This is a genomic window from Mojavia sp., from assembly GCF_059505145.1.
In genome coordinates this window covers 17,377-39,475 of the sequence record NZ_JCACKA010000057.1, presented here as the reverse complement: position 1 = coordinate 39,475, position 22,099 = coordinate 17,377, and the positions used below count along the sequence as shown (strand labels likewise).

The window sequence follows — 22,099 nt, the reverse complement described above, 5'->3', positions numbered from 1 at the left end:
GGATATGAAATAATTATCAAAAAAATTATTTACCTGAATTTAACCCAATCACTCCGATGATTATCAGGCTGATAGATATGAGTTTCATAGGAGTAGTAGATTCACGAAACCAAAAAATACCGATGAGTGCAATTAAAGTAGTACCTAAACCAGCCCAGACAGAATAAGCAACACTGATTTCAAGTTTTTTGAGACACAAAGTTAGAAAAGCCAAACAAAGACCATAAGATATAAATATTAGTACAGAAGGGCCTACTTTAGTAAACCCTTGAGATAATTTCATACAAGTTGTGCCCAGGACTTCCAAAAGGATTGCTGCGAAGAGGTAAAGCCAACTGATGGACATAATTATTTAAGCTGCTTACTTAGGGTATATTACAAGTAGAAGGATTTTAAAATTTTTACCGATATAAAAAAGTTCAATAAGTTAAAATATCGTTGTTAATCATATATATATGCAGAAAAATTCTGCCAACATAGTAGCCAAGGTTACTAGTGGCAGCTAGTAATAATAAAATCTTAGAAGCTTGACTTAGCTTATCTTTGTTTAATCTGCAAACCTGCCTTAACTGGGTCAAAATCTTGGGGAAAATGAGTGTTGTGATCATAATCTGCTTTTTCTAAGTTTGCTCCTGCTAAATTAGCTAGGCGCAAATTTGCAGAAATTAATAAAGCTCCTCTAAGATCAGCATTGTTCAGATTAGCTTGACTGAGATCGGTAAAGCTGAGGTCAGTTCCTCTGAGATTAGCATCACTGAGGTTAGCTTCGCTCAAGTCAGCATAGCTAAGATCAGATCCTTTCAGGTTAACGCCTTGTAAATCCGCATTACCTAGTTCTGCTCTACTAAAGTCCCGTTTTCCTGTTGCATATCTCTCTACAAGAGTAGCCACAGTATTAATAGGCTCTTGAGAATCTGGTTCAGGCATATAACAGGCTCATGTAACTTTTCTACTTAGGATTACATCACGAAAATTGACCATGTACACAATTAATAATGGGAGTTGCTAATAATCTTAAGGTTTGCATCGCACCTGGAAGTGGGAAAATATTAATTGAGAAATTAACTACTTTCTCACGAGTGCCTCAACTTTTTTTCTAGTTTCAAAAATCAAGCCATCGAAGGTAGTAACCCTGGTTAAACTTGCAGTTCCATAGCAAATACCAAGGAGGGCAAATCATGCCATCCCTTAATTTATTATCTGTCTTCAATCCATCAAATTACTGGCGAAGTGGTTATGTCACTATACCGTGGCAAGCGATCGCCCAACAATTTCAAATTTCTCCAGAAGAACTCAGATTAAGCGACCTGCGCGACCTTTCACATACACCGCTTAGTGCCCAAATTGACCGAATTGACCCTGAAGATCCATCCCGTGATGTTTTAGTGTTTCACCTTCCTAAGCCAATTCCACCTGGGTCAGAAGACGAGGTCTTGGCTTCAACTTTCATTCGATTAGATAGAGGTCAAGCCATACCGCCTCAATTAGGTGAGCCATACTTAGAAGTAGTCACTGGTTCAGATGGACGGGAGCGCGGAGTCCGGCTCGTCAATAATCGTTTAATTATTTGGTTTAATTTAATACCTGCACCCGAAGACAATGAGCGAAACTGGTTTTCTGGTTCCGCTACCAGCGTACAATTAGACCACCAGGAAATCCTCGATCCATTTCGGGCCGCAATGGGTGAGTGGCTAGGTCAAGATCCCGAAAAACGTTGTATGCAGGTGAGTAAACTCCAGCTACCAGGAACTTCTTACCCCAAATCGCCTTATTATCAAGTTTCGCTGTTCAATCATTCTTATCGGCTTGTTTCCCAATCTAGCGGCCCTGTACGCGCCACAATCACAATAGCTTCAGAACCATTTGATTATATGGGGCCAGATCCGGTTACAGGTTATAACCGTCATTTAGTGTGTGAACTCTATCGGGTAATCAGTTTATATGCTGGCGCGGACTATTTAATTGAAGAATTATTCGTCAAGGCAAAACCAAAAGCTCTTGAAGACAGAATTGTAGATGCTCCAGATATAGTCAATCTTGACTTTGGACTGCACTACTTTGCACACATGAACATGGGACAAACCCAGGATATTGAACAAGTATTTCCTGTACCCGACTGGTTCGCCGTCGGCTCTACTACACCCCCCTATGCAGCTTACGGCTTGGCAACTAATTTGCATATAGAATCGGTGACCCATCCGCACGAAGGGGATAAAAGTTGTTTTTCTTGGCAGTTACTACCTGGTAAATCTGCTAAATGCTTACATCTGTTTATGCGTGGTCAACCAGAAGGATTCGATGCACGAGTAGGTCATTCCTGGTATGAGTTGCTTTACAGACCTCTGAAGGTAGAAGTATATCAAGATACTGAGGTGAAACATCCAGCTAGAAATGGCAGATTAATTACCGCTTAATACCGATTGTTATCAAGAATAAGGCAGTAAAAAAGATTAGGGATTGGGGATTGGGTAATCTAGCGGAAAAATTATAGGACTTACGCACTAAAGCTTGAAAACCTCTTTCCCCCTGCTCCCTGCTCCTCTGCGGTCTTAATGATAAGTCTTTAACTGGATACGATATTACTTATGCGATCGCATTTTTTTTTCCTTTGATCAAATTTCTCATTAAGCTAGAGTTTCCGAAAGTCCCCCAGATTACCACCAAAAAATTCGCAGAGTGGCTATTAGATCCTGTAAAGCCACAGCCGCTTGTGCTGGATGCACGAACTCAGGCAGAGTATGCGGTCAGTCATCTCAAAACAGGAGTACGTATTGACCCTATGACACCTGACCTAACAACACTTTTGACAGTTTCAAAAGATATGCCAATTGTCGTGTATTGTTCAGTTGGCTACCGTAGCGCTAAAATTTCCCAGCAACTTCAAGAGGAAGGTTTTTCCCGTGTTTTCAATTTAAGTGGCGGTATCTTCCAATGGGCAAATGAAGGACGACCTCTTTTTAAAGATGAGCATCCAACACAGCTTGTGCATCCCTATAATGCAAGCTGGGGTAAACTATTAAAACAAAGCTACCGTGCTTAAGAGCATTCATGCGATCGCCTTTCTTGCAAAAGTTACAACAAAACTAATAAATGCTTACGTCAAATCGATTTTTACTTCAATAAAACTAACAAATGGGTTGATCATTTCAATAAATACTTATGCAAAATCGATTTTCGCTTACATAAAACTTATGAATAGGTTGATCGTTTCAATAAATGCTTATGTCTAATCGATTTTGACTTCAATAAAACTAACAAATGGGTTCGTATTTGCAACAAACATCAAAATAAAACAAACTTTAACTCATATCATGTCCGGCAAATCACCCTTAATGTCATTGCGAGTGGAACGAAGTGAAACGACGCAATCGCAATGCTTTTGGGATTGCTGCCCTACGGTCGCAATGATGGTTATTTGAATGGACATGATATCATTCCACAGCTACAAAAACATCGCGTGAACTCGTTTTCATAGCGATAGGACTTAGGCACACTCTACGAATTTTTGGCGTTCTTGGCATCTTGGCGGTTCGATAAATTAACGTGCGCCTCCGTTGAAGACTCACGTTAAATTAAGGGCAATGCCCACCAAAACCTGGATATGGTGGGCATTGCTACACTTAACCTTTACAGTTTGCCTCAAACCGTAGTTGCTAAACCATTGTGTCTCAGCAAAGGAGTTGTACTAGGTTCACGACCCCGGAAGGACTTAAACACCTCCATCGGATGCTGACTACCACCAAGTGCTAGGACTGTATCACGGTAGCGTCTACCCGTAGCTTTGATAGCTTCTTCATCTTCTAGTCCAGCTTCTTCAAAGGCAGCAAAAGCATCCGCACTCAGGACTTCAGCCCATTTGTAACTGTAATATCCTGCTGCATAACCACCACCAAAGATATGCCCAAAAGCACATAAGAAAGCATCTTCTGGTAGCGGTGGCAAAACGGTAGTAGTTTTGGCAATGCGTTGGCGTACATCTGCTGGAGTTTCATGACTACCAGGGCGGTAGCGAGAGTGTAGTTCTAAATCTACACTGCTAAAGTGGAGTTGCCGCAACATCCCACTACCACTCATATAATTTCGTGCTGCTATCAGCTTTTGGTAATAATGCTCAGGTAGAGGTTCACCAGTTTCGTAATGCTTTGCCATGCCGAACAAAGTGGGTCGCTCATAGCACCAATTTTCCATAAACTGGCTGGGTAATTCTACTGCATCCCACTCCACATTATTGATACCTGCTGCGCCAGTATAATCTACCTTGGTGAGCATATGATGTAAGCCATGACCAAACTCGTGAAATAAAGTCTCCACATCATTAAAAGTCATCAAACTAGGCTTACCATCAATGGGAGGAGTTTGGTTACAAACCAAATATGCTACAGGTAAGCGGATGCTAGTTGCACCATTTTCGACAGTTTTGCCACGATTAATGCAGACATCCATCCAAGCACCACCGCGCTTTTCTGCTGGACGGCTGTAGGGATCTAAGTAGAAATAGGCTATGGGCGCACCTGTTTCATCAGCAATTTGGAAATAACGCACATCCTCATGCCATACTGGGGCTTGACCATCAGCAGGAGTCACAGTAACCCCAAATAGGCGATTCACTAATCCGAACAAGCCATCGAGAACTTGGGGAAGGGGGAAGTAAGGGCGTAATTCTTCCGCAGTGAAGGCAAATTTTTCTTCTCGCTGGCGTTCTGCCCAAAAGCTAATATCCCAATGTTTTAAATCTTGAGCTTCTTTTGCTCCTTTGGATATGGCAAAAGCTTTGAGTGCTTCTAAGTCTTTCACCGCAGCATCATAACTAACGCGACGCAGTTCTTCTAACAGCGCCTCGACTGCTTCAACATTGGGAGCCATTTTACTAGCTAGGCTCAATTGTGCAAAGTTGTTAAAGCCTAACAAACCTGCTAGTTCTTGTCGCAATTCCAAAATGCGGTTAATCAGGGGATTATTATCCAAATCACCTGATGCAGCACGACTGATAAAAGCTTTGTAAAGCTTTTCGCGCAAATCCCGACGAGTGCTGTGCTGCATGAAAGGCCCATAACTAGGAAAGTCTAAAGTAATCCGCCAGGGGCCTGTTTCAGGTGTGGCGTTTTCTTCTCCGGCAGCACGAGCAGTTTGTGCTGCTAAACTAATTAAGCTTTGGGGTAAGCCATCAACTTCTTCTATAGCTGTGAGAGTTAAGCTAAAGGCTTTAGTAGCATCGAGTACATGGTTAGAGAACTTGGTAGAAAGTTCTGCTAATTCCATTTGAATGGCGTTGAAACGCTCCCGTGCTTCTCCTTGCAAGCCAACACCAGATAGTTCCGCATCTCGAATAGCGGCTTCGACAATGCGCTGCTGGGCTAATTCTAAATTTGCCCAAGCATCACTAGCACGAAGTTCTTTAAAAGCATTATAGAGAGGTTGGCTTTGACCAAGCTTGGTGATAAACTGCACTACCTCTGGTTGTACAGCTTCATGAGCTTCACGAAGTTCCGGGCTATTTTTAACACCCATTAAATGGTTGACTATGCCCCAACTCCAAGACAGCCGATCTGTCAATTTTTCTAAAGGTTCTACTAAACCGCTCCAAGTAGGCTGTACATTAGCTTCTAAAGTGGCAAGCTGTTCGTCAAGTTCTGCCAGCAGCTGCTTGAAGGCTGGTACTACTTGCTCCGGTTTAAACTCTGTAAAGGGAGGTAAGCCAGCGCCTTTAAGTAGGGGATTCTGAGAAATAGTGGCATTTGCATTCATGGTTCTATGTGAGCTGCCGAACAATACGGGAGAACAGTGATTTTATTGATATATCTTCTAATGTAGCGATCGCAGCGCAATTTCGCCGCACTGGATATTACAGAAAGTCGGCGTGGGAAAAGTCCACTTCTTCTAGGGGTGGGATGAACCGTCGCACGCCGACTTGGGGCATTGGCATTCTTTCCCATTCCCCAACGTAAAATCCCACCGCTTGTATGGGTGGGATGAGCTTATAATAGGCGATCGCTACATTAAAACTACTCCGCCAAGCTTTTATGACCTTGGCAGTTGAGGCAGAGATTGCTCATTTTCTTGTGCTACCTGTGGCTCGATTAAACAGCCAGTAGGATGACTATTGATTACAGTTCTTACACCAAAGGGTGTCAACCCCTTCGGGGAATTCAAAATTAAAGACAATCAGTGAGGGCTTGTACCCACCACTGATTGAAGGCCACTGAATAAAATTCAGTGGGGGCTTGTACCCATAATTAATAAATTCAAAATTATTCTTATTCTTCATTTTGAATTTTGAATGCGTGAATTTTGAATTCAAAAAATGGTCATTGTGGCTATAACTTATAAATCATGACCATTGGATAGTTCATTAGAAACTGTAAGCCCATGGTCATTATGAGTAAAATGCCAGTTGAGAAGCTGATCAAGAAGTGAATTCAAAACACTTGCTTTTTTCTCAATCACCTCCACAGCCTGAACCGTCGTGCTTTGGTCAAGCTGACCCTCACGTAAAAGATGAGTCCAACACAATATGCTGTTGAGAGAAGACCTGAACTCGATAGATAAAGAAGAGATAAATTGTTTAAATTGTTTGCAATCTACATTAGGTTGCTTATGTTTAGAGACTTCTGGGTAAATTGCATCAGAAGTAAGACACCAGTTGAGGAGCTGATCTAGTAGTAAAAGCTGACGTTTCGCATTGTGCTCGATTACTTCATAAGCCTGAAGCATGGTACTTTGGTCAAGCCGACCCCGAAGCAAAAGATGAGTCCAACACAATATGCTGTTGAGAGAAGACCTAAACTCGACAGAAAGCGGAGGCTTAAATTCTTCACGCTGATTGATGTGATCTGCCTGTACCTTAGGGCTGATTGTATTGCTACTCATAATTTGCTTCTTGCTCTGGTAACAAGCGGTAATTTGTGGATTTATTCGGTATTTACCGGAATATTATTTTAATTTACAACCTTTTTAGACAAACGTGTTATTCCTAAAAGCAGATTTGTGAGTGTATTTAGAAATAACCGTAGAGTGAAAACTTAAACGCTCCTCCTCAAAATAGAGGAGCGCTAGAGGCTAAAAGTCTTGCCATTAACCCTTTTTGTAACAGTCAAATTGTAGTGCTGACAGACATCGCGCCCAAAACTTCCAAGATTTATGCGATCGCTTGCTACTTTATTCTTTTCTTACCGGAGGTGCTGCGCGTAACTTGCTTAAGCGTAGGGGTACGATAACAGCTTCGCCTCTTTATAAACTAAATATGAAACTAAGCCTTTAAGTGAAAACCAGCTAGTAACATGAGTATTTATACGATAAAATACACCTACTAGTGACCTTAAAAGTTTATAAAATTGACCGCACCAAAGTTTAATAGTTATCAAACCTTTAATTCTTGCAATTTAAATAGTACAGCACGGCGGAAATAGAGATTTTTCGCATCCTGCGGGAAGGGGTAGCAGGTAGATACTTTCGTGTTGTGTATATTTCAAAAATAATTTAAACCTTATTCTATGCTTAAGTAAAGTTCATCAGCAGCTATTACTAAACAGCAAAACTATAAGGTTCCTGCAATTCATCAACTAATATTAAAGCATTTTTTACAGGCAACTCCTTTGTCGAATCAGTTTAGTTTTTAAAGTATAGGACTCATATTTGATTTTTGAACAAAATTCAGTACACCTTTATCCCTTCTTCCCAGTCCCCAGTCCCCAATCCCCAGTCCCTTACCTCTACGAGTGATTCAGAAATCAAATCGGATTGCTATATAAACCAAACACTTGAAATAATAAGTAAGAGCAAATATGACAGCAATCATAGTTAATCAACAAGTATTAGAAAGATTAAAACAAGCGTATTCAGAAAAATTTGGTGGATCGCCGAAATTGTTAATAAATGAGCTAAATAATATTTATCAAAATAAAACTACTAACTTAAAAGATGTAATTTCAGATAAAACTATCCGCAACTTCTTTAATAATGCTGAACCTATGAAGATGCAGGAGAAGAACCTTAACTTCTTATGTGGAGTATTATTAGGATGTGAAAGTTATCAAGAAGCTTTAAGGCAACAAGCAGCCTTAGAAGAAGTAGAACAGCAACATTCTGATTTAAATGTAGAGTGGTTTGAACGTTATCAGGAATATCTCAGGACAAAGTGCGGCACAATGAAAGTGCTTACCATGACTCAGCCTGTACAACTAGATAGTATTTACGCAAATGTAAATGTTCTAGAAAGTATTAAAGGGAAAAAGCGAAAATTAATTGAAGACTTAATATCTAACATATCTAACGAAAGTATAAGTTTTAGCCGTCTTAATTATAAAGTAACTGACAAAAGTATTGTAGCTTTAGATTCGGTAAAACGTTACCAAAAGCTTCTTATTTGGGGTAGTCCAGGAGCAGGAAAAACGACATTTCTCAAATATCTAGCTCTGCATTCTAATACGGAATTTGGCAAGCAAATCGTTCCTATTTTTATTTCTTTAAAAGCATTTGCAGAGGAAGAAGATAAGCCAAATCTTATTGATGTAATTAGACGAGAATTTAACGTATGCTTTCCTGAACCTGCTCAATTTGTTCAAGAGTTACTAGAGCAAGGTAATTGCTTGATTTTGTTAGATGGGCTTGATGAAATTGCAGAGTCGGAAAGCAACCGAATTTATCGAAATATTAATACTTTTGTAGAACAGTTTTCCAAAAATCGTTTTATTATGACCTGTCGTTCTGGAGCTTCAGATTATACATTTGAACACTTCACAGAAGTGGAAATGGCAGATTTTAATGAAAACCAAGTTTTGATGTTTGTGAAAAAATGGTTTGCATCTTCTCAAGAACCAAAGCTAGGAGACAGATTTTTAGAAGAAGTAGAAAGAAATATTTCTATCAAAGAGTTAGCTATAAATCCATTGCTTTTGACTATGTTGTGTTTAGTATTTGAGGATAACTATGAATTTCCGAAAAATCGATATTTATTGATTGAGGATGCTGTCAATATACTAATACGCAAATGGGATGCTAGCCGACGAATAGAGCGTGATTCTATTAATAGCTTTAATTTACCATATCAACGAAAAGTTAATATGCTTAGTCAAATAGCTTATGAGGCTTTTAACCAAGAACCGCAGAAGTTTTTTTGGCAGCAAAGGGAACTAGAAAAAACAATTCGTAATTATATTAAAAATATTTTAGAAAGTTCTTCTGATAATTTTGATAATCAAAGTTTAGAGGTATTGAAAACAGTAGAAGTTAATCATGGATTAATCGTTAAGCAAACTAAAGACTTATATTCATTTTCTCACCTCACTTTTCAGGAGTATTTCGTCGCTCATTATATAATAGAAAACCGCAATACTGAAATTTTCAATGAAGTTATCAAACATCATTTAACAAAGCGTCAATGGCGAGAAGTATTTTTAATGATTGCGGGAAGACTCGCAAACGCTGATGAATTTCTCAAACTCATGTTTCAGCAGATTAATAAGCTTGTAAAAAGCCAAGCTCTACAAGATATGTTGACTTGGCTAGATGACGTAACTACCTTCCATGCAGTTAAGTCTAGTTCATGGAGAGCATTTTATTTATTTGTCGATCAGATATATGAAATCTATACTAATCGAGTTACGAAAAATAATTATAGCTTGGCTCAAGGAATCTTAATTCAAAGGCTTGCCGTTATTTTGAGACAGATTAATGTCGAGCAAGAAAAAATTATTAAACGCCCACAGTTAGCAAACTTTTCATTAAATTTAGTAGATATTTATGCTCATGTTGATGCTAGAGCCAATGAGAAAGAATTTGACCTTCAAAAAGTAAGTCCGTTGCTGAGAAAAGAACTTCCTGTAAGTGATGAGCCATTCATGATTCCGCAACTAATCAGTAGAGTAAACATTGATAAGGAACAAGGAATCATTACAATGCACAAACAAGAAGGGCAAATTATTTTAGATAAAGAGCATTTTCCTAATCAAGATAGTGATAGCGATGTTTCTATAGAGCAAGAAAGCAATCATAGTAATGACGAAGATTTAAACAATCACACATTAAAAATGAATAACTACGAGGATTTGCTAGAAGAGCTATTGTATTTAAAAGATTCCTTTCCTTATGAGAATGCCCCTAAATGGGAGTGGCAAGAGTGGGCAAAAAAGTTGAAAGGATTCATGAGGCTGTATTTACATATTGGCTTTGATGATGTGAAACTTTCACAAGAGCAAATCAAAAGTTTAGAAGATTATTTCTATGCCAATATTCTGCTAATAGAATGTATACAAGGAGGAAGTTACTCCTCTAAAGATTTACGCAACCAGCTTATTGATCACCTCTTATTGCCATCTAAACGTATTCCTTCAGAACTGTTATCTCTGAGCTATAAGAATAGTTAAAAGTTAAACTATACCGTTTTTTCTTAAGATTTCGACAGATGGCAGCAGGACAAGGAGAGTAATTTGTAGCTTTGATGAGACTTTAAAATACTCGTAGGGTGAGCATTGCCCACCCTATTATACTCAAGTTTCAAAAATCAAACTGATTCCTATACAGCGTTTTTCAGGTAAATGAAGTACATGGGTAAGCCCCGACGAGTAACAATAATCTGCACCTCTATATACAAGATTGTCTGTTTGAGGTTTGGACATAAATACCGCTTGTTGCCGTAAATTACCTTTTAATACTATGATGTACAGGCAGGCTACAGCATTTGGAGAAAATGCCTACTCTTTATGGGCAAGCAAATTAAGAAAGTATGTCAGCATGAACCAGGCGAATTGTGGACAGACGGCTGTTGTACCTCGAATCCACCTGTTGACAATAGTTCGATGAAGTCTAATGAGCGAGTGGTAGAATCTGCTTTAGGGCAGTCTCTTACAGCACAAACAGAGTAACAAAAGCACTCGACAGACGCTGCTGTACTATATGCAGATTAAAAAGGTGTGAATCAACTCTCCCTGTACTCTAGGCTTAGGCTTCAGCTTGGCGATCGCATTTTCTCCATTGGAAATCAGCCGTTCCTTAAAAGATATGCGATCGCAGTAGGATTTATCCAATTTCCAGGGGACAAACAGAAACACTGAAATATTGGCTTTGTAATCAAAGCATTGATACCATCACGGCTAACACGGCAGACAAATGCTTGTTTTTCTCAAGCAAGTTAGATTAATTAAGTAATTTCTATAAAATTCATATCTGAATTTGAAATACCCGCAGGGTAGCATCTGGCGTTGGACGTTGCCCATCCTAGATATGGTGGGCAATACTCATCTTACGCTTAAGTCTCAAGTGTACGAAATTTTTCAAAAATCAAACCGGATTCCTATAGTTCATCCTCAAAAATTAAAATATTAATTTTAATTAAATCTAAGAAAAATACGCAGAGTAATTGCCCGGCTCGTTATTACACTCCAAAAACTTACTAAAAGCTTGGCAGTAATTAGAGTATCTTTCGATAAATTTTTAATTTAGATTTAAACATTAGAGTTCGATAAAGCACGATAATTATATCCCATTTTTGAATCCTTTTGGATGTAGTGTTTAATGTTATCTAAATCAACGAAGTAGTCAGCTACATCAATCAAGCTGTCGCTCGAAACTGTTCGCAAACTTACGACTTCTACCCTAACTCCTTTACTAGCTACAGCATTCACAGCATAAGCTAAATCTCCATCTCCGCTTACTAATACCGCAGTATCGTAGTAGGGAGATAAATTTATCATATCTACAGCAATCTCTACATTCATATTTGGTTTTTTAGAATTTTCTGAAAGCTGAAATTCTTTGGTGACTACTCGATAGCCATTCCGACGCATCCAAAAAAGAAAACCTTGTTGCTTTTCATAGGATCGTAAACGAATAGAATGTTGCCGTGGCATATCGATTCCAGTATAGAAAAAAGCACGTAATAGCCGTGAATTCTCTGTTAAGCAACAAAGCAATTTTAGATAGTCAATTTCAATACCTAGCTGCAAAGCTGCATGAAATAGGTTTAAACCATCAATAAAAATAGCAACTCGACCACGATGTAAGCCTTTAAAAAGTAAACTTGATACCGTAGTATCTTGTTTTTGGATGTCTTCGCTTTCGTAACTATGATTCATTTGATGTTGTTCTTGCCATTGCAGTTCCTCTTTGAGGTGTTTATCTTCATCTTTTTCTTGGGTAAAAGTACTAGTATTCATTGTTAGGCTCCTCTGAATGTTAAATTGGAAGATGTTCTTGAGTAAATTAGCAATAGATGCTCTGTGCTGATAAATCAGCCTAGTAGGGAATGGTATATAGTTGATTGCTGCAAATAATCTGAACCCGTATGAACTGTGCAGATTTCAAAGTATAAAGGCTTGAAGTTGCGATTTGCATCAACACACATTTAACCAAATATTCCACTAGTGATAAATAAACCACTGTTTCCTTGGTTATACTAAATGTTGACTTGGCACAAAACCTGCACCCTTGAACGCAATAAGATTCCTTTAAAAGTGGGTGCTTTAGTGAGTTATTAGCATTTGTTTTTATTGTACATCTATATTGGTTAGACCTAAATTGAAAACAATTTTTGTATATTTACTTGATGAGTTTAGTATACAAAATAAATATTAAAATTTTGTACGCTAAAAAATCCAAACTTACGTTTTAGCTTGATCTAAGCTACTTTTTTAAGAAATAATTAAGTATCCATAACAAATTACTATAATTTTAATATTTCTGGTTTGCAAAAATTGATACATAGTTTGATTCAGAATGTATACAAGCAATCCTGACTTTTGGTTATATTAAATTTTGTATATGCCACGTCCATACTATAACTTTCTTCCAAGTTCCGCTATTTAAAATTTTGTAATGGTTACTATTTATTTTGTCAAATATAGCAAAGGAGTGAGTTACAGATTATCGCCGCTTGTAAGGGTACAACGCCCGTTCCCTACCTATGTACTTCATTTACTGAAAAACGCTATAAGCCCTTGTACAGCAATTTTTAAATGCATAGACCACAAGTTCGCCTCTCTTGAAAGAAGGAAGGCAACATATAGGCTTTCCCCTTCATAATCATGTCCACTTATATCACGTCCGGTTAAAGACTTATCATTAGGGCAGCAGCAAAGCAGAGGAGCAGAGGGGCAGAGGAGAAAGGATTTTGTTGCTCATCTGCATAAATTCGGGAATTATAACTAATTAGCTGGACTTGATATTACTTGTCGGCTGACACGGGTATACAGAGGGATAGCGCGGTTCGCCGATCACCCTTGGTGTTGTAGTGTAAAGTACGTGAAAGAAGACGCGGATATTAATTTGTAGTAGGATTTATGAGAATTGGGATAAAATGTTCCATAAATAGCGATAATTTGCCAAAAAAAGAGGAAAGAAGTAAATATTTCTTCTTTCCTTGAGAAACCGTATTGCGATGTTTTTTGATATTTAGTACTAAATATCAATTAGTATACAGCAAGTTGCTAGTTTTTTGGTGTTTCCTGAGAGAACAGTTTATGAATCGTTTTAGTCTGGGTGCCATCGGCAGCATTTGCTTCAATCAGATAGTCGATTAAGCTGTCTGAGAAAGGAACACGCAAATGGAAAGTACCATCCGGTTTAAGTTTAATCGAATGACCCGCAATGCTTACAGTTGCATCTGGTTGAGTTGCCCCGTGAATAATTAACTCAGCATCCGCCACAAACCAGAAATCTGTATGGGGGCGGCTGAATACACGAACAGTAGCGGAACGGGCTATTGATACCCAGCGATCGCCATCTATGATATAGCCAATTTCTGCAATGTAGTCGCGATCGCTCGTGGGGATCGCGACAAAGCGATCGTGCGATATTTCTTCACATTCATACTGCTGCACAAGTTGGGGATTTTGATAGCTCAGGTCAATATCAGTGACATCGTAAAGCCGTAGCGCCAATTGGAAAGTGCCAGAATTGTGCAAAGTTTCCTTTTGGGTGTCGCTAATGTACCAACAAACATAAGCCCACTTGGGAGTACGGGGTGTGATAACAATACTGCTCTCAAGATTTGCGTCTAATGAATCAGCAGTTTCTTCTGCTGTGTCGTAACTATTAAAGACACGAACAGTAGCAGAACGGGCTATTGACACCCAGCGATCGCCATCTGTGGGATAACCAATTTCTACAATATAATCGCGATCGCCTTTGGGAATATCGATAAAATGATCCCGTGCTGCTTCGTCACATTCATACTGTTGAATAAACTGCGGACTTTGATAACTTAGGTCGAGATCGGTGACATCGTAAAGCCGCAATGCCAAGCGAGAACCAGAACTCTGCAATACTTGCTTGTGAGCAGTATCGCTAAGAAGCCACCAAACATAAGCCGAGTCAGGAGTACGAGGTTTGAGGAAAATAATATCCTCAACATTTTCATCTAGCGAATCGGCAGTTTCTTCTGTTGTGTCGGTACTACTAAAAAAGCGAACAGTAGCAGAACGGGCGATTGACACCCAGTGTTCACCATCTGTGGCATAGCCAATTTCTGCGATGTAGTCGCGATCGCCTTTGGGGATCTCGACAAAATAATCCCGTGTTGCTTCTTCACATTCATACTGCTGAATAAACTGCGGACTTTGGTAACTCAGGTCGAGATCGGTGACATCGTAGAGTCGCAATGCCAAGCGGGAACCGGAACCCTGCAAGACTTGCTTGTGAACGTCGCTAATAACCCACGATACATAAGCCCACATAGGAGTGTGGGGTCTGAGAATAACACTGTCCTCAACATTTGTATCTGACCAATCAACAGTTTCTTCGTTTACGGCTGCTGCATTGTCATCCTCAATGCCATAAATCGTAGCCCAAGGCCCAAGTTCTGCATCTGCTGCTACAGTTGCTTCGTCGGTTAAAGCCTCTAAGTTGGGTAGAAAAATATCTTCTTGCGAGTTAGATGCTGCTTGAGTGGTCGTTTCTGGCAGATCAGAGAATATTTCAAAAATATCTTCTTCTGTCGTCGGCTCGGCAGTTGATTCGGCGGCGTCTGCTACCGCATTCAATGCTAATTCAGGGACTTGGGACAAATCGGGAATTGCGGCTGCTGATTCAATTACTGGTAATCCACCTTCAGATGTCTGTTCGGGGGCTTCGGGCAAATCGGGAATTGTCGCTGCTGATTCAATTACTGGTAATCCACCTTCAGATGTTTGTTCGGGGGCTTCGGGCAAATCGGGAATTGTTGCTGCTAATTCAATTACTGGCAATCCGCCTTCAGATGTCTGTTCGTTAACTTCAGGCAAATCGGGAATTGTTGCTGCTAATTCAATTACTGGCAATCCGCCTTCAGATGTCTGTTCGTTAACTTCAGGCAAATCGGGAATTGTTGCTGCTAATTCAATTACTGGCAATCCGCCTTCAGATCCGGCTTCACCTGAATTTAGTGAATTTAATTGGTGATTATTATCACTGCTTTCTATCGTATTATTAGTATCTTCTGTATTTGAGCCTGAGCCAGCATTAATAGACGAGAGAACTGCTCCTGCTGCAATGCCAGCCGAGTTAATATTTTCTGCAATGTTGGATTCTGCCTGGGGTTGTTCTTTTATTTGGTCTTGAGTGGTTTCGATATCCCAATTTTTGACATCAAAATTTGAAATCGATATTTCAGTCGTTGTTAACAATTCTGCTTGAGAAGCTTCTTTAGGCACATCTTGTCGGTGTGGATATGAAGTATTAACAACTGCCGCTGGTGCTTCTGTCTCCCAAACAGCTTCGCCAGACTTTGGAACGGTTGCTACCTTATCTTTGGAATTTATTGTAATATTACTTAGATTTGGATCTGATTCTGTGTCATAAGTATCAGACCAAATATCCGTCTCTGGTTTTCCTGCTAAGGTGGTGTTGTTTACCACTAGCACTGGAGCAGATGTAGCCTTGCTAACAGAAGTTGTAGCAATGGCGTCATCACTCACAGTTGATATAGGTTCACCCGAAGGGGTATTAACAGATGAATCTGGGGCTTCGTCTGTTTCCTCAGGTGTCGATGGGCGTCTTGTGCGGAACAACCAATAGGATAATCCACCTATGGCAGACATAACCAATAGAGGCAATAGTAACCAAAATGGTGCTTCCCTTTGCACGCTCGCATAATTGCTTTCAACCGGAGTCGCCAACGGATCAGCAGGGGAAGTAATTACATTAGGTGCTGTCGTGGTTGTAGATTCACTAGTTGGGTCAGCAGTAGCAGCAGTTGTCGCCTCAGTAGTTGGGGAGATATTTGTATTTGTAGCAAATGGTTGCAATTCGCCTTTAGCGATCGCAGCAGCTTCTGCTGTTCTTGCTTCTTCTATTGCTTGTTGTCCTGGTGGTGCGATCGCAAAGCCAAGAAAACCTGCTACACCCACATTGGGATTTTGCTTATAGACGTAGACTAAAGGTTGGGAGAAGGGATACTTGGGATCATCTGGTGAAGTTTGATGTATTTGAAGAACTCGCACACCAGGCAGTTGTGATACCTGATTAGCTAATGCATAGCTGATGCCGTCATTACCCAATTGTTTGACGATTTCTGCGGTGTTATCTTCGGCTATTTGAGTAGCAGTAGAACCAGTGGTAAACTCAGCATTTTTAAAAGCTGGATAACTGCGAAAATTATTGCGAGTGTCGCTTGTTGCTGGGCGATCAATCACACGAATCTTAACGTTTGGCCCTCCCAGTTGCGACCAGTTGGTAATTTGCCCCCGAAAAATTCTAGCGAATTGCCTACTTGTCAAGCTTTTTTGAAAAGGATTATCCGCACTTACAATAATCGCAATCTTTTCTCGGTGTAAGCGCACTTGCTCTAGACCTTGTGCTTTTTCTTCTGGAGTCAGTCCACGACCGAGAGCCGCTATATCAATTTGCCCATCTAGTAAAGCTTTCAGTGCTGCATCAGTACCGTTAACTGCAACTTCAACCTTCGTACCAGAGAACTGTTTCTCAAAACTTTGTTTTAAGCTTTGATTAATCCCAGCCAAGCCACTTGAACCATCAATCCGCACTGTTGTTCCATTCTCCACTGTTTGCGGTAGCGGAAAAGAGGGAGCATCAGTCGGAGATTGCGCCAGTATAGGTGACGACACCAAGAGAGTTGTTGCCATAGGCATAGTTGCTATGGCAAGCAGTAATGCCAGCTGGACTATCGCACTATCTTTTTTTTCTTGTTGCCACATATGCTCCTAATCAGGGTACACAAAACAGAAAGTCGGCCAACCCTAAAAGTTATTTTTATTATGAAAGAGACGCGCTAATTATACATCTCTATTCTCTTTGTGCTAAGTTTTTGACTTACATCTTCTACTTAGCCGTGCTAATAACAAATCACCCAGTTGTGGCAACAGCCTCTGCCTTGTAATTTTATTTACTCTTTTCACCCAGCGACAAGTCGAAGCAGCGGCGATCGCCGTTAGCGTCAGTTTCTCACCGCGAAATAAACTAAAGCAAGCGATCCCTCTTGCGCTAACGGCGAGAAAAGGCAGGTATAAAAAAACAAGAAGATGTTGGTTAAATGAAAAGGCAGGGTGAAATGCCCCTGAAGCTTGCTGTGGAGCGGAGCGGAACATGGGTTTGAATCCCCGTCTGAGCTATTTCCCCTGCTCCCTGACCTCTTCTTCAACTGGCTTCACTTTTCTTAAAATCATTGAGATCTATGGCTTGAGGACTTGGATATAGGTTGAGCGATCGCTCGACAGGAAAAGGGACTATTTTTAATCTATGCCCTAAGAGCCTTGGTGGGTGCTATACATCTTTTGCAAAGCAGATAAAAAATTGCATTGACCACACCACATGAAGCTACAGCGCGTGGATGACCACGGATTTTTCTGATGGAAAGTCTCCTGCAATCAATTCCTACTGTTCCCGCATTAAGTTACTAGGATATAAGATTATTATTTGATTTTTGCGAAGCTAGGTACATTTCTATTACTTCTTTCCTATTCCCTACTTCTACGAGTAAGTATGCCTACGCCACGCTGCGCGAACAAAATCAAAGCGGACTGCTATATGCTTTAACCATTTACTGACAAGGTGCTGATTTCTAGGCTTTATTTAAGCAAATAGTAGAAATCTGAATTACAATTTCTGTACCTTTTCCAATTAGGTAAATCATCACGAATAAAGTCTAGATCAATTTCTCCTATTTGGTTAGTTATTTCTATTTCTGTACTCTGAGGGGGCGACATACAGCCCACATTGCAGATGGTATAAAGGCTCTCTTTAAAATAAGCCTCTAATTGCCTGTCATAGCAGTATTTACCAACAAAAATTCCGCTTTTAACTCAGCACTCAACACTCAGCACTCATGGCTCTTTTTACTTAGCAATGCTGTCGTGTCCAAGATAACAGTGACAATCCGGTTTATCAATTAGTGATTCAATCAGAGCATTCAGGGCAGTAGCAGCTAATAAGCCGCCTCCCATTGTCCCTTCAATGGTTATAAAAGGTACTGTTTGTTGCATCAGTAAACGTTTAGCTGCGGGAGCATGACTAAAGCCAATTGGCATACCAATCACTAATGTAGGCTGAATTTTTTGGTTGCCAATCGCTGCACATATTTCCAGAAGTACTGAGGGAGCATAACCAACCACTAGCACACAACCTTTGGGTACTTGCTGTAATTTCTCCTGCCATTTTTGCTGCTGCCAAAAGACAATTTCTGCTTCTGCGGCAGTGGTAACGTGGGGATTATCAATAAGTGTTTCTACCCGACAGCCTAAATGGGCTAATCTCGTACTATCTAGAGCAGTAGCAACAGTGGGGATATCGACGACAATTTGACAGCTTGAAGAGAGAGCTTTACGACTAGCAGCGATCGCACCTTGGCTTAACTTGACAAATGATACCAAACTCACATCACCACAAGCTAATACCAACTGAGAAATCAAGTGTTGTTCAATTTCTGAACGTTCAGATAAATCGGGTAGCAAACGTTGCAACGATTCTTGAAAAGCTTCCGGGTGAGTGTGAATTTCCGCATCTAATCCACTCCAAAGTTGTTCTAGCCCCCCTAATCCTGTTTGGGTTTCTACTTCTAGTAACTTGAGTTGTGCCAAAACTTCAGCTTGCGTATTTTGACAATGCTGATCTCGTCCCAATAAACCTTCTAATGCCGATGCTGTTTGCCGCAGTTGGGAAATTTGCTGCATCACTGCTAAATACTGCTTTTGCAGTTGCGCCATCAAGGTTTTAGTTGTGTCGGTTTCTGGTTCTACTTCGAGAATTTGGCGAATGTGGTTGAGTTGGAACCCTTGCTGCTTCAGTGCCACAATTCGTTGTAGCCTGATGACATCCTTTTGAGTGTAGAGGCGATAATTGCTAGGCGATCGCACTGGTTGTGGTAATAATCCTAATTGATGGTAATGTCGCACCATCCGTGGAGTAATGCCACCCCCCACCGCATCAGTAAGTTCTTTGATTGTTAAGCAAGTAGCATTCATCATTTACTTAATTTACCCCATGCCCAATGCCCAATGCCCCATGTAATCTCTCTGAAACTCCAAGAAAACGTCCTATGATGAGTACACATGGTGAGAAATTCTGAAGTTGACCGTCAACGAGAACATCAAGCTAACGAGCGTACTTTTCTGGCTTGGTTACGCACTTCAATTGCATTGATTACTTTTGGTTTCGCTATTGCTCGCTTTGGTTTATTTTTGCGCCAAATTCAAACAGCGCTTACTAAACAGCCAACTCCTGCTAATGCCTTGTTTAATTCGGAAAACCTTGGTGTTAGCTTAGTAATTTTTGGAATTATTGTCATTGTTTTGGCAGCATGGCGGTACAATCAAGTTTTTTGGCAAATTGAACAGGGAAATTACAGACCAAATCGGTTACTAATTTGGCTCGTGACTGGGGCTGTTATGGTTTTTGGTATTCTTAGTATCCCTTTAGTTCTTTGGCGCGATCGCAAACCAGTTTCTCCAAATTCTGTTCCCAATGAAAAGCTTCAATCGCTTAAAAAATATTTTTAAGCTTTGAGATATACACGGCGTAGGGTAGTCGCCCACCCTACAATTATTACAATTACTGACTAGAGTTTATATGTTCTAAACGAGGCCGTAAATTTTTAATTATGGCGATCGCAACTAGAACAATTGCCAAAATCAATGCTACATTTTTTAGCAAAGGGTCGTTCCAGTGCTTAATTGCGATCGCAACTAATGCCCAGACTATTACTCCCGCGTAAGCAATATCTTGACGTTGAATACTAATGGCTGCTGCTATTAAAAAAGCTGCCAACAACATAATGACAGTCCATACTTGAGCAGAGATATCCCATCCGTTCCAACCCTGAGAATACAAAGCACACGCTACATTGACAATAGTTGCAACACTAATCCAACCCAGGTAAATGCTGATGGGAAAGTGAAGACACCACTTCTGGGCACGAGGTACATTTTTGTGCCCAATACCTAATTTTAGGTAGATACTAATCAATGGCAATAGAATCAAGAGCATTGCAATTACAGAAAGGGCAAAAAATCTGGAGAGAAACAGGTACACCCAGATACTTTGAGCAATACAGGCAATTACCAACAGATATCCTGTCTTGCGTAAATCTAAATTGTCTTTCTGGCTGGGTAGAAACTGATAGATTCCAAATACGAATAATCCAAGGTAAATCAGTCCCCAAATGGCAAAGGCGTAGTTAGCAGGAATAATTAGAACATTTTTGAACAAAGTGTTGGAAATTTCACCTATACTGAGTCCATTGAGCGGAAAAAAGTTTGATGCAACATTGATCAAGAAAGCGCCAATAATTGCAAACAAGGTAACAAACTGGCGTAGTAAATCCCAGTTGTTGCTAGACGTGGATTGTTGCATAGGATAATGAGATGAATGGCACTAAAAAAAATACAAATTCTGTATTTTCATGGGCTTAAAGACTTTGGAAATATGCAGATTCATGAATTAGCGATGTCTACGTCGAGCTTCGCTTACGCAAACTGAGAGTTGCAGATTTTCCTGATTCCCGACATCAAAGCTATTAATTTTCTCAACCCCTTATCAGTCAACGATTTCATTGTTTATACCAGATAGCTATGCGCCGGACTGTCACCCCTGTACCAGCAATAATTGGGCAACCTCCATGTATTTCAGGATTATGGTTAATTAGTGCGCCGATATCGGTAATAGTTGCCAAAACTTATTCTCCCAAATGTTTCACACTAAATATTATTGTATGGGGTTGTCAGTAATCGTAGTGGCGTGACTTCAAGCGATCGCAAAATCAGCTTTCCTTACCAACATCACAACACCTTTTAACTTGGTATAAGATGTTTCAACAGGCTGCTGGAAGTCGTGTTTTCCTCTGTGGGTTTCAACCGCTAACTGCTTAAGCACAATTACATAATTTTATTAAAAAATATAGTTTAAAAAACACAAAAATTTGTGATTTACCCTGAGCCATAATACAGCTTTTTTGAGAGAAGCTAACACTAGAACCTTTATATGAGTAAATCTATGCCTCGCGCAAAACGTTCATCTCGTGTTCTCGAAAAAGCTCAACTCAGAGTTTCTGGACTTAAGGCTATTAATCCAAATATAGATTTTGGCGATGCTAATAGTTTGCAAAATATGATACAAAAAATTGAGCAGTTACGCGCTAAACTTGATGCTCATAATACTGCTCTGGCTGTGATTCATGCTTACAGAAGTGATATTGAACAGCTAGAAAAAAACTTGAGCGCCTTGTGTGAAAAAATGCTGCTGGCAGTTGCGGTAAAATACGGTAAAGACAGCCAGGAATATGTAATGGCTGGTGGTGTTCGGAAAAGCGATCGCATTCGTAAAAGCACAATCACCCGTTTAAAAGCAGTTGCAGAAGAAACAACCGTTAAGTCTGCTCAAACTGCATAGTATTATTCGTTGACGCAACAATACCACTTGCTACAAGTTGCTTAACCCTTTCGGCAGTCGCTCGTGAGGGAAACCACGCCACTTGCTACCCTGCGGGAAGCCCATAGGACTCTATTGAAAAAAAACTTGCTGCCGATTCCTGTTTACCTATTTGGACTAATGCTATGCCTAGACCGTTATTGCTGGAAATCAGCTTTAGAGCCAGTTTTCCTGATTCAATAGCGTTGTCTGTTTTCAATACACTCTAAAATCACGTGTGCTGTAGCTCCTCAGTGTACGGCGATTACCAGCC

The 22,099-nt window shown here is 40.1% G+C and carries 20 protein-coding genes; 7 read left to right on the top strand and 13 right to left on the bottom strand.

The features are described 5' to 3' along the window. Positions 1 to 25: 25 nt before the first annotated feature. Together AC5JL8_RS11260 and AC5JL8_RS11255 are read right to left on the bottom strand one after the other, a co-directional pair. On the bottom strand, positions 26 to 346 hold the full coding sequence (locus tag AC5JL8_RS11260; RefSeq protein ID WP_495879862.1) for a DMT family transporter: 321 nt from the start codon (positions 344 to 346) through the stop codon (positions 26 to 28). Between the two features lie 191 nt (positions 347 to 537). Then, positions 538 to 927, bottom strand: coding sequence for an Alr5209 family pentapeptide repeat protein (locus AC5JL8_RS11255; RefSeq protein ID WP_495879861.1), 390 nt, complete (start codon positions 925 to 927; stop codon positions 538 to 540). A gap of 251 nt (positions 928 to 1,178) precedes the next feature. Here AC5JL8_RS11255 and AC5JL8_RS11250 point away from each other — a divergent pair, with 251 nt between their 5' ends. Together AC5JL8_RS11250 and AC5JL8_RS11245 are read left to right on the top strand one after the other, a co-directional pair. Further along, positions 1,179 to 2,414 carry a hypothetical protein gene (locus AC5JL8_RS11250; protein WP_495879860.1) on the top strand — a complete coding sequence of 412 codons (1,236 nt, stop codon included), beginning with the start codon at positions 1,179 to 1,181 and terminating at the stop codon, positions 2,412 to 2,414. A 194-nt stretch (positions 2,415 to 2,608) separates the two neighbouring features. Beyond that, entirely contained in the window at positions 2,609 to 3,040 is a 432-nt protein-coding gene (locus AC5JL8_RS11245; protein ID WP_495879859.1) for a rhodanese-like domain-containing protein, read from the top strand. Between the two features lie 599 nt (positions 3,041 to 3,639). On the opposite strand, the gene AC5JL8_RS11240 is transcribed toward AC5JL8_RS11245, so the two are convergent. Further along, on the bottom strand, positions 3,640 to 5,745 hold the full coding sequence (locus AC5JL8_RS11240) for a M3 family metallopeptidase (protein ID WP_495879858.1): 2,106 nt from the start codon (positions 5,743 to 5,745) through the stop codon (positions 3,640 to 3,642). 8 nt (positions 5,746 to 5,753) lie between these two features. On the opposite strand from AC5JL8_RS11240, the gene AC5JL8_RS11235 reads away from it, so the two are divergent. Continuing rightward, positions 5,754 to 5,945 (top strand): hypothetical protein, encoded by a 192-nt coding sequence (locus tag AC5JL8_RS11235; protein ID WP_495879857.1) that lies wholly within the window; start codon positions 5,754 to 5,756, stop codon positions 5,943 to 5,945. 73 nt (positions 5,946 to 6,018) lie between these two features. On the opposite strand, the gene AC5JL8_RS11230 is transcribed toward AC5JL8_RS11235, so the two are convergent. Continuing rightward, positions 6,019 to 6,150 carry a hypothetical protein gene (locus tag AC5JL8_RS11230; protein ID WP_495879856.1) on the bottom strand — a complete coding sequence of 44 codons (132 nt, stop codon included), beginning with the start codon at positions 6,148 to 6,150 and terminating at the stop codon, positions 6,019 to 6,021. Between the two features lie 171 nt (positions 6,151 to 6,321). After that, positions 6,322 to 6,867 carry a histidine kinase dimerization/phospho-acceptor domain-containing protein gene (locus AC5JL8_RS11225; RefSeq protein ID WP_495879855.1) on the bottom strand — a complete coding sequence of 182 codons (546 nt, stop codon included), beginning with the start codon at positions 6,865 to 6,867 and terminating at the stop codon, positions 6,322 to 6,324. Positions 6,868 to 7,781: 914 nt separating this feature from the next. Here AC5JL8_RS11225 and AC5JL8_RS11220 point away from each other — a divergent pair. Together AC5JL8_RS11220 and AC5JL8_RS11215 are read left to right on the top strand one after the other, a co-directional pair. After that, positions 7,782 to 10,361: an NACHT domain-containing protein gene (locus AC5JL8_RS11220; protein ID WP_495879854.1), complete on the top strand. Its 2,580-nt coding sequence runs from the start codon at positions 7,782 to 7,784 to the stop codon at positions 10,359 to 10,361. 336 nt (positions 10,362 to 10,697) lie between these two features. Beyond that, complete coding sequence (locus AC5JL8_RS11215; protein WP_495879853.1) at positions 10,698 to 10,859, top strand: hypothetical protein; 162 nt, start codon at positions 10,698 to 10,700, stop codon at positions 10,857 to 10,859. A 27-nt stretch (positions 10,860 to 10,886) separates the two neighbouring features. Here the strand turns inward: AC5JL8_RS11215 and AC5JL8_RS11210 are convergent, their stop codons facing one another. The 5 genes from AC5JL8_RS11210 to AC5JL8_RS11190 form a co-directional block, all read right to left on the bottom strand. Then, a complete protein-coding gene (locus AC5JL8_RS11210; RefSeq protein ID WP_495879852.1) occupies positions 10,887 to 11,045 on the bottom strand; it encodes a hypothetical protein in 159 nt (52 codons plus the stop codon). A gap of 393 nt (positions 11,046 to 11,438) precedes the next feature. Beyond that, positions 11,439 to 12,149, bottom strand: a complete 711-nt coding sequence (locus tag AC5JL8_RS11205; protein ID WP_495879851.1) for a LabA-like NYN domain-containing protein — start codon at positions 12,147 to 12,149, stop codon at positions 11,439 to 11,441. A gap of 1,269 nt (positions 12,150 to 13,418) precedes the next feature. Then, on the bottom strand, positions 13,419 to 17,051 hold the full coding sequence (locus tag AC5JL8_RS11200; protein WP_495879850.1) for a DUF4912 domain-containing protein: 3,633 nt from the start codon (positions 17,049 to 17,051) through the stop codon (positions 13,419 to 13,421). Positions 17,052 to 17,225: 174 nt separating this feature from the next. Next, a complete protein-coding gene (locus tag AC5JL8_RS11195) occupies positions 17,226 to 17,513 on the bottom strand; it encodes a hypothetical protein (protein ID WP_495879849.1) in 288 nt (95 codons plus the stop codon). A 747-nt stretch (positions 17,514 to 18,260) separates the two neighbouring features. Then, positions 18,261 to 19,385, bottom strand: coding sequence for a precorrin-8X methylmutase (locus tag AC5JL8_RS11190; RefSeq protein ID WP_495879931.1), 1,125 nt, complete (start codon positions 19,383 to 19,385; stop codon positions 18,261 to 18,263). 87 nt (positions 19,386 to 19,472) lie between these two features. On the opposite strand from AC5JL8_RS11190, the gene AC5JL8_RS11185 reads away from it, so the two are divergent. Further along, positions 19,473 to 19,919, top strand: coding sequence for a YidH family protein (locus AC5JL8_RS11185; protein ID WP_495879848.1), 447 nt, complete (start codon positions 19,473 to 19,475; stop codon positions 19,917 to 19,919). A gap of 52 nt (positions 19,920 to 19,971) precedes the next feature. On the opposite strand, the gene AC5JL8_RS11180 is transcribed toward AC5JL8_RS11185, so the two are convergent. The 3 genes from AC5JL8_RS11180 to AC5JL8_RS11170 form a co-directional block, all read right to left on the bottom strand. After that, positions 19,972 to 20,772, bottom strand: coding sequence for a TspO-related membrane protein (locus AC5JL8_RS11180; RefSeq protein WP_495879847.1), 801 nt, complete (start codon positions 20,770 to 20,772; stop codon positions 19,972 to 19,974). Positions 20,773 to 20,968: 196 nt separating this feature from the next. Continuing rightward, positions 20,969 to 21,091 carry a DUF433 domain-containing protein gene (locus tag AC5JL8_RS11175; RefSeq protein ID WP_495879846.1) on the bottom strand — a complete coding sequence of 41 codons (123 nt, stop codon included), beginning with the start codon at positions 21,089 to 21,091 and terminating at the stop codon, positions 20,969 to 20,971. A gap of 71 nt (positions 21,092 to 21,162) precedes the next feature. Further along, positions 21,163 to 21,291, bottom strand: coding sequence for a hypothetical protein (locus AC5JL8_RS11170; RefSeq protein WP_495879845.1), 129 nt, complete (start codon positions 21,289 to 21,291; stop codon positions 21,163 to 21,165). 120 nt (positions 21,292 to 21,411) lie between these two features. On the opposite strand from AC5JL8_RS11170, the gene AC5JL8_RS11165 reads away from it, so the two are divergent. Continuing rightward, positions 21,412 to 21,807, top strand: a complete 396-nt coding sequence (locus tag AC5JL8_RS11165; RefSeq protein ID WP_495879844.1) for a hypothetical protein — start codon at positions 21,412 to 21,414, stop codon at positions 21,805 to 21,807. Positions 21,808 to 22,099: the final 292 nt, after the last annotated feature.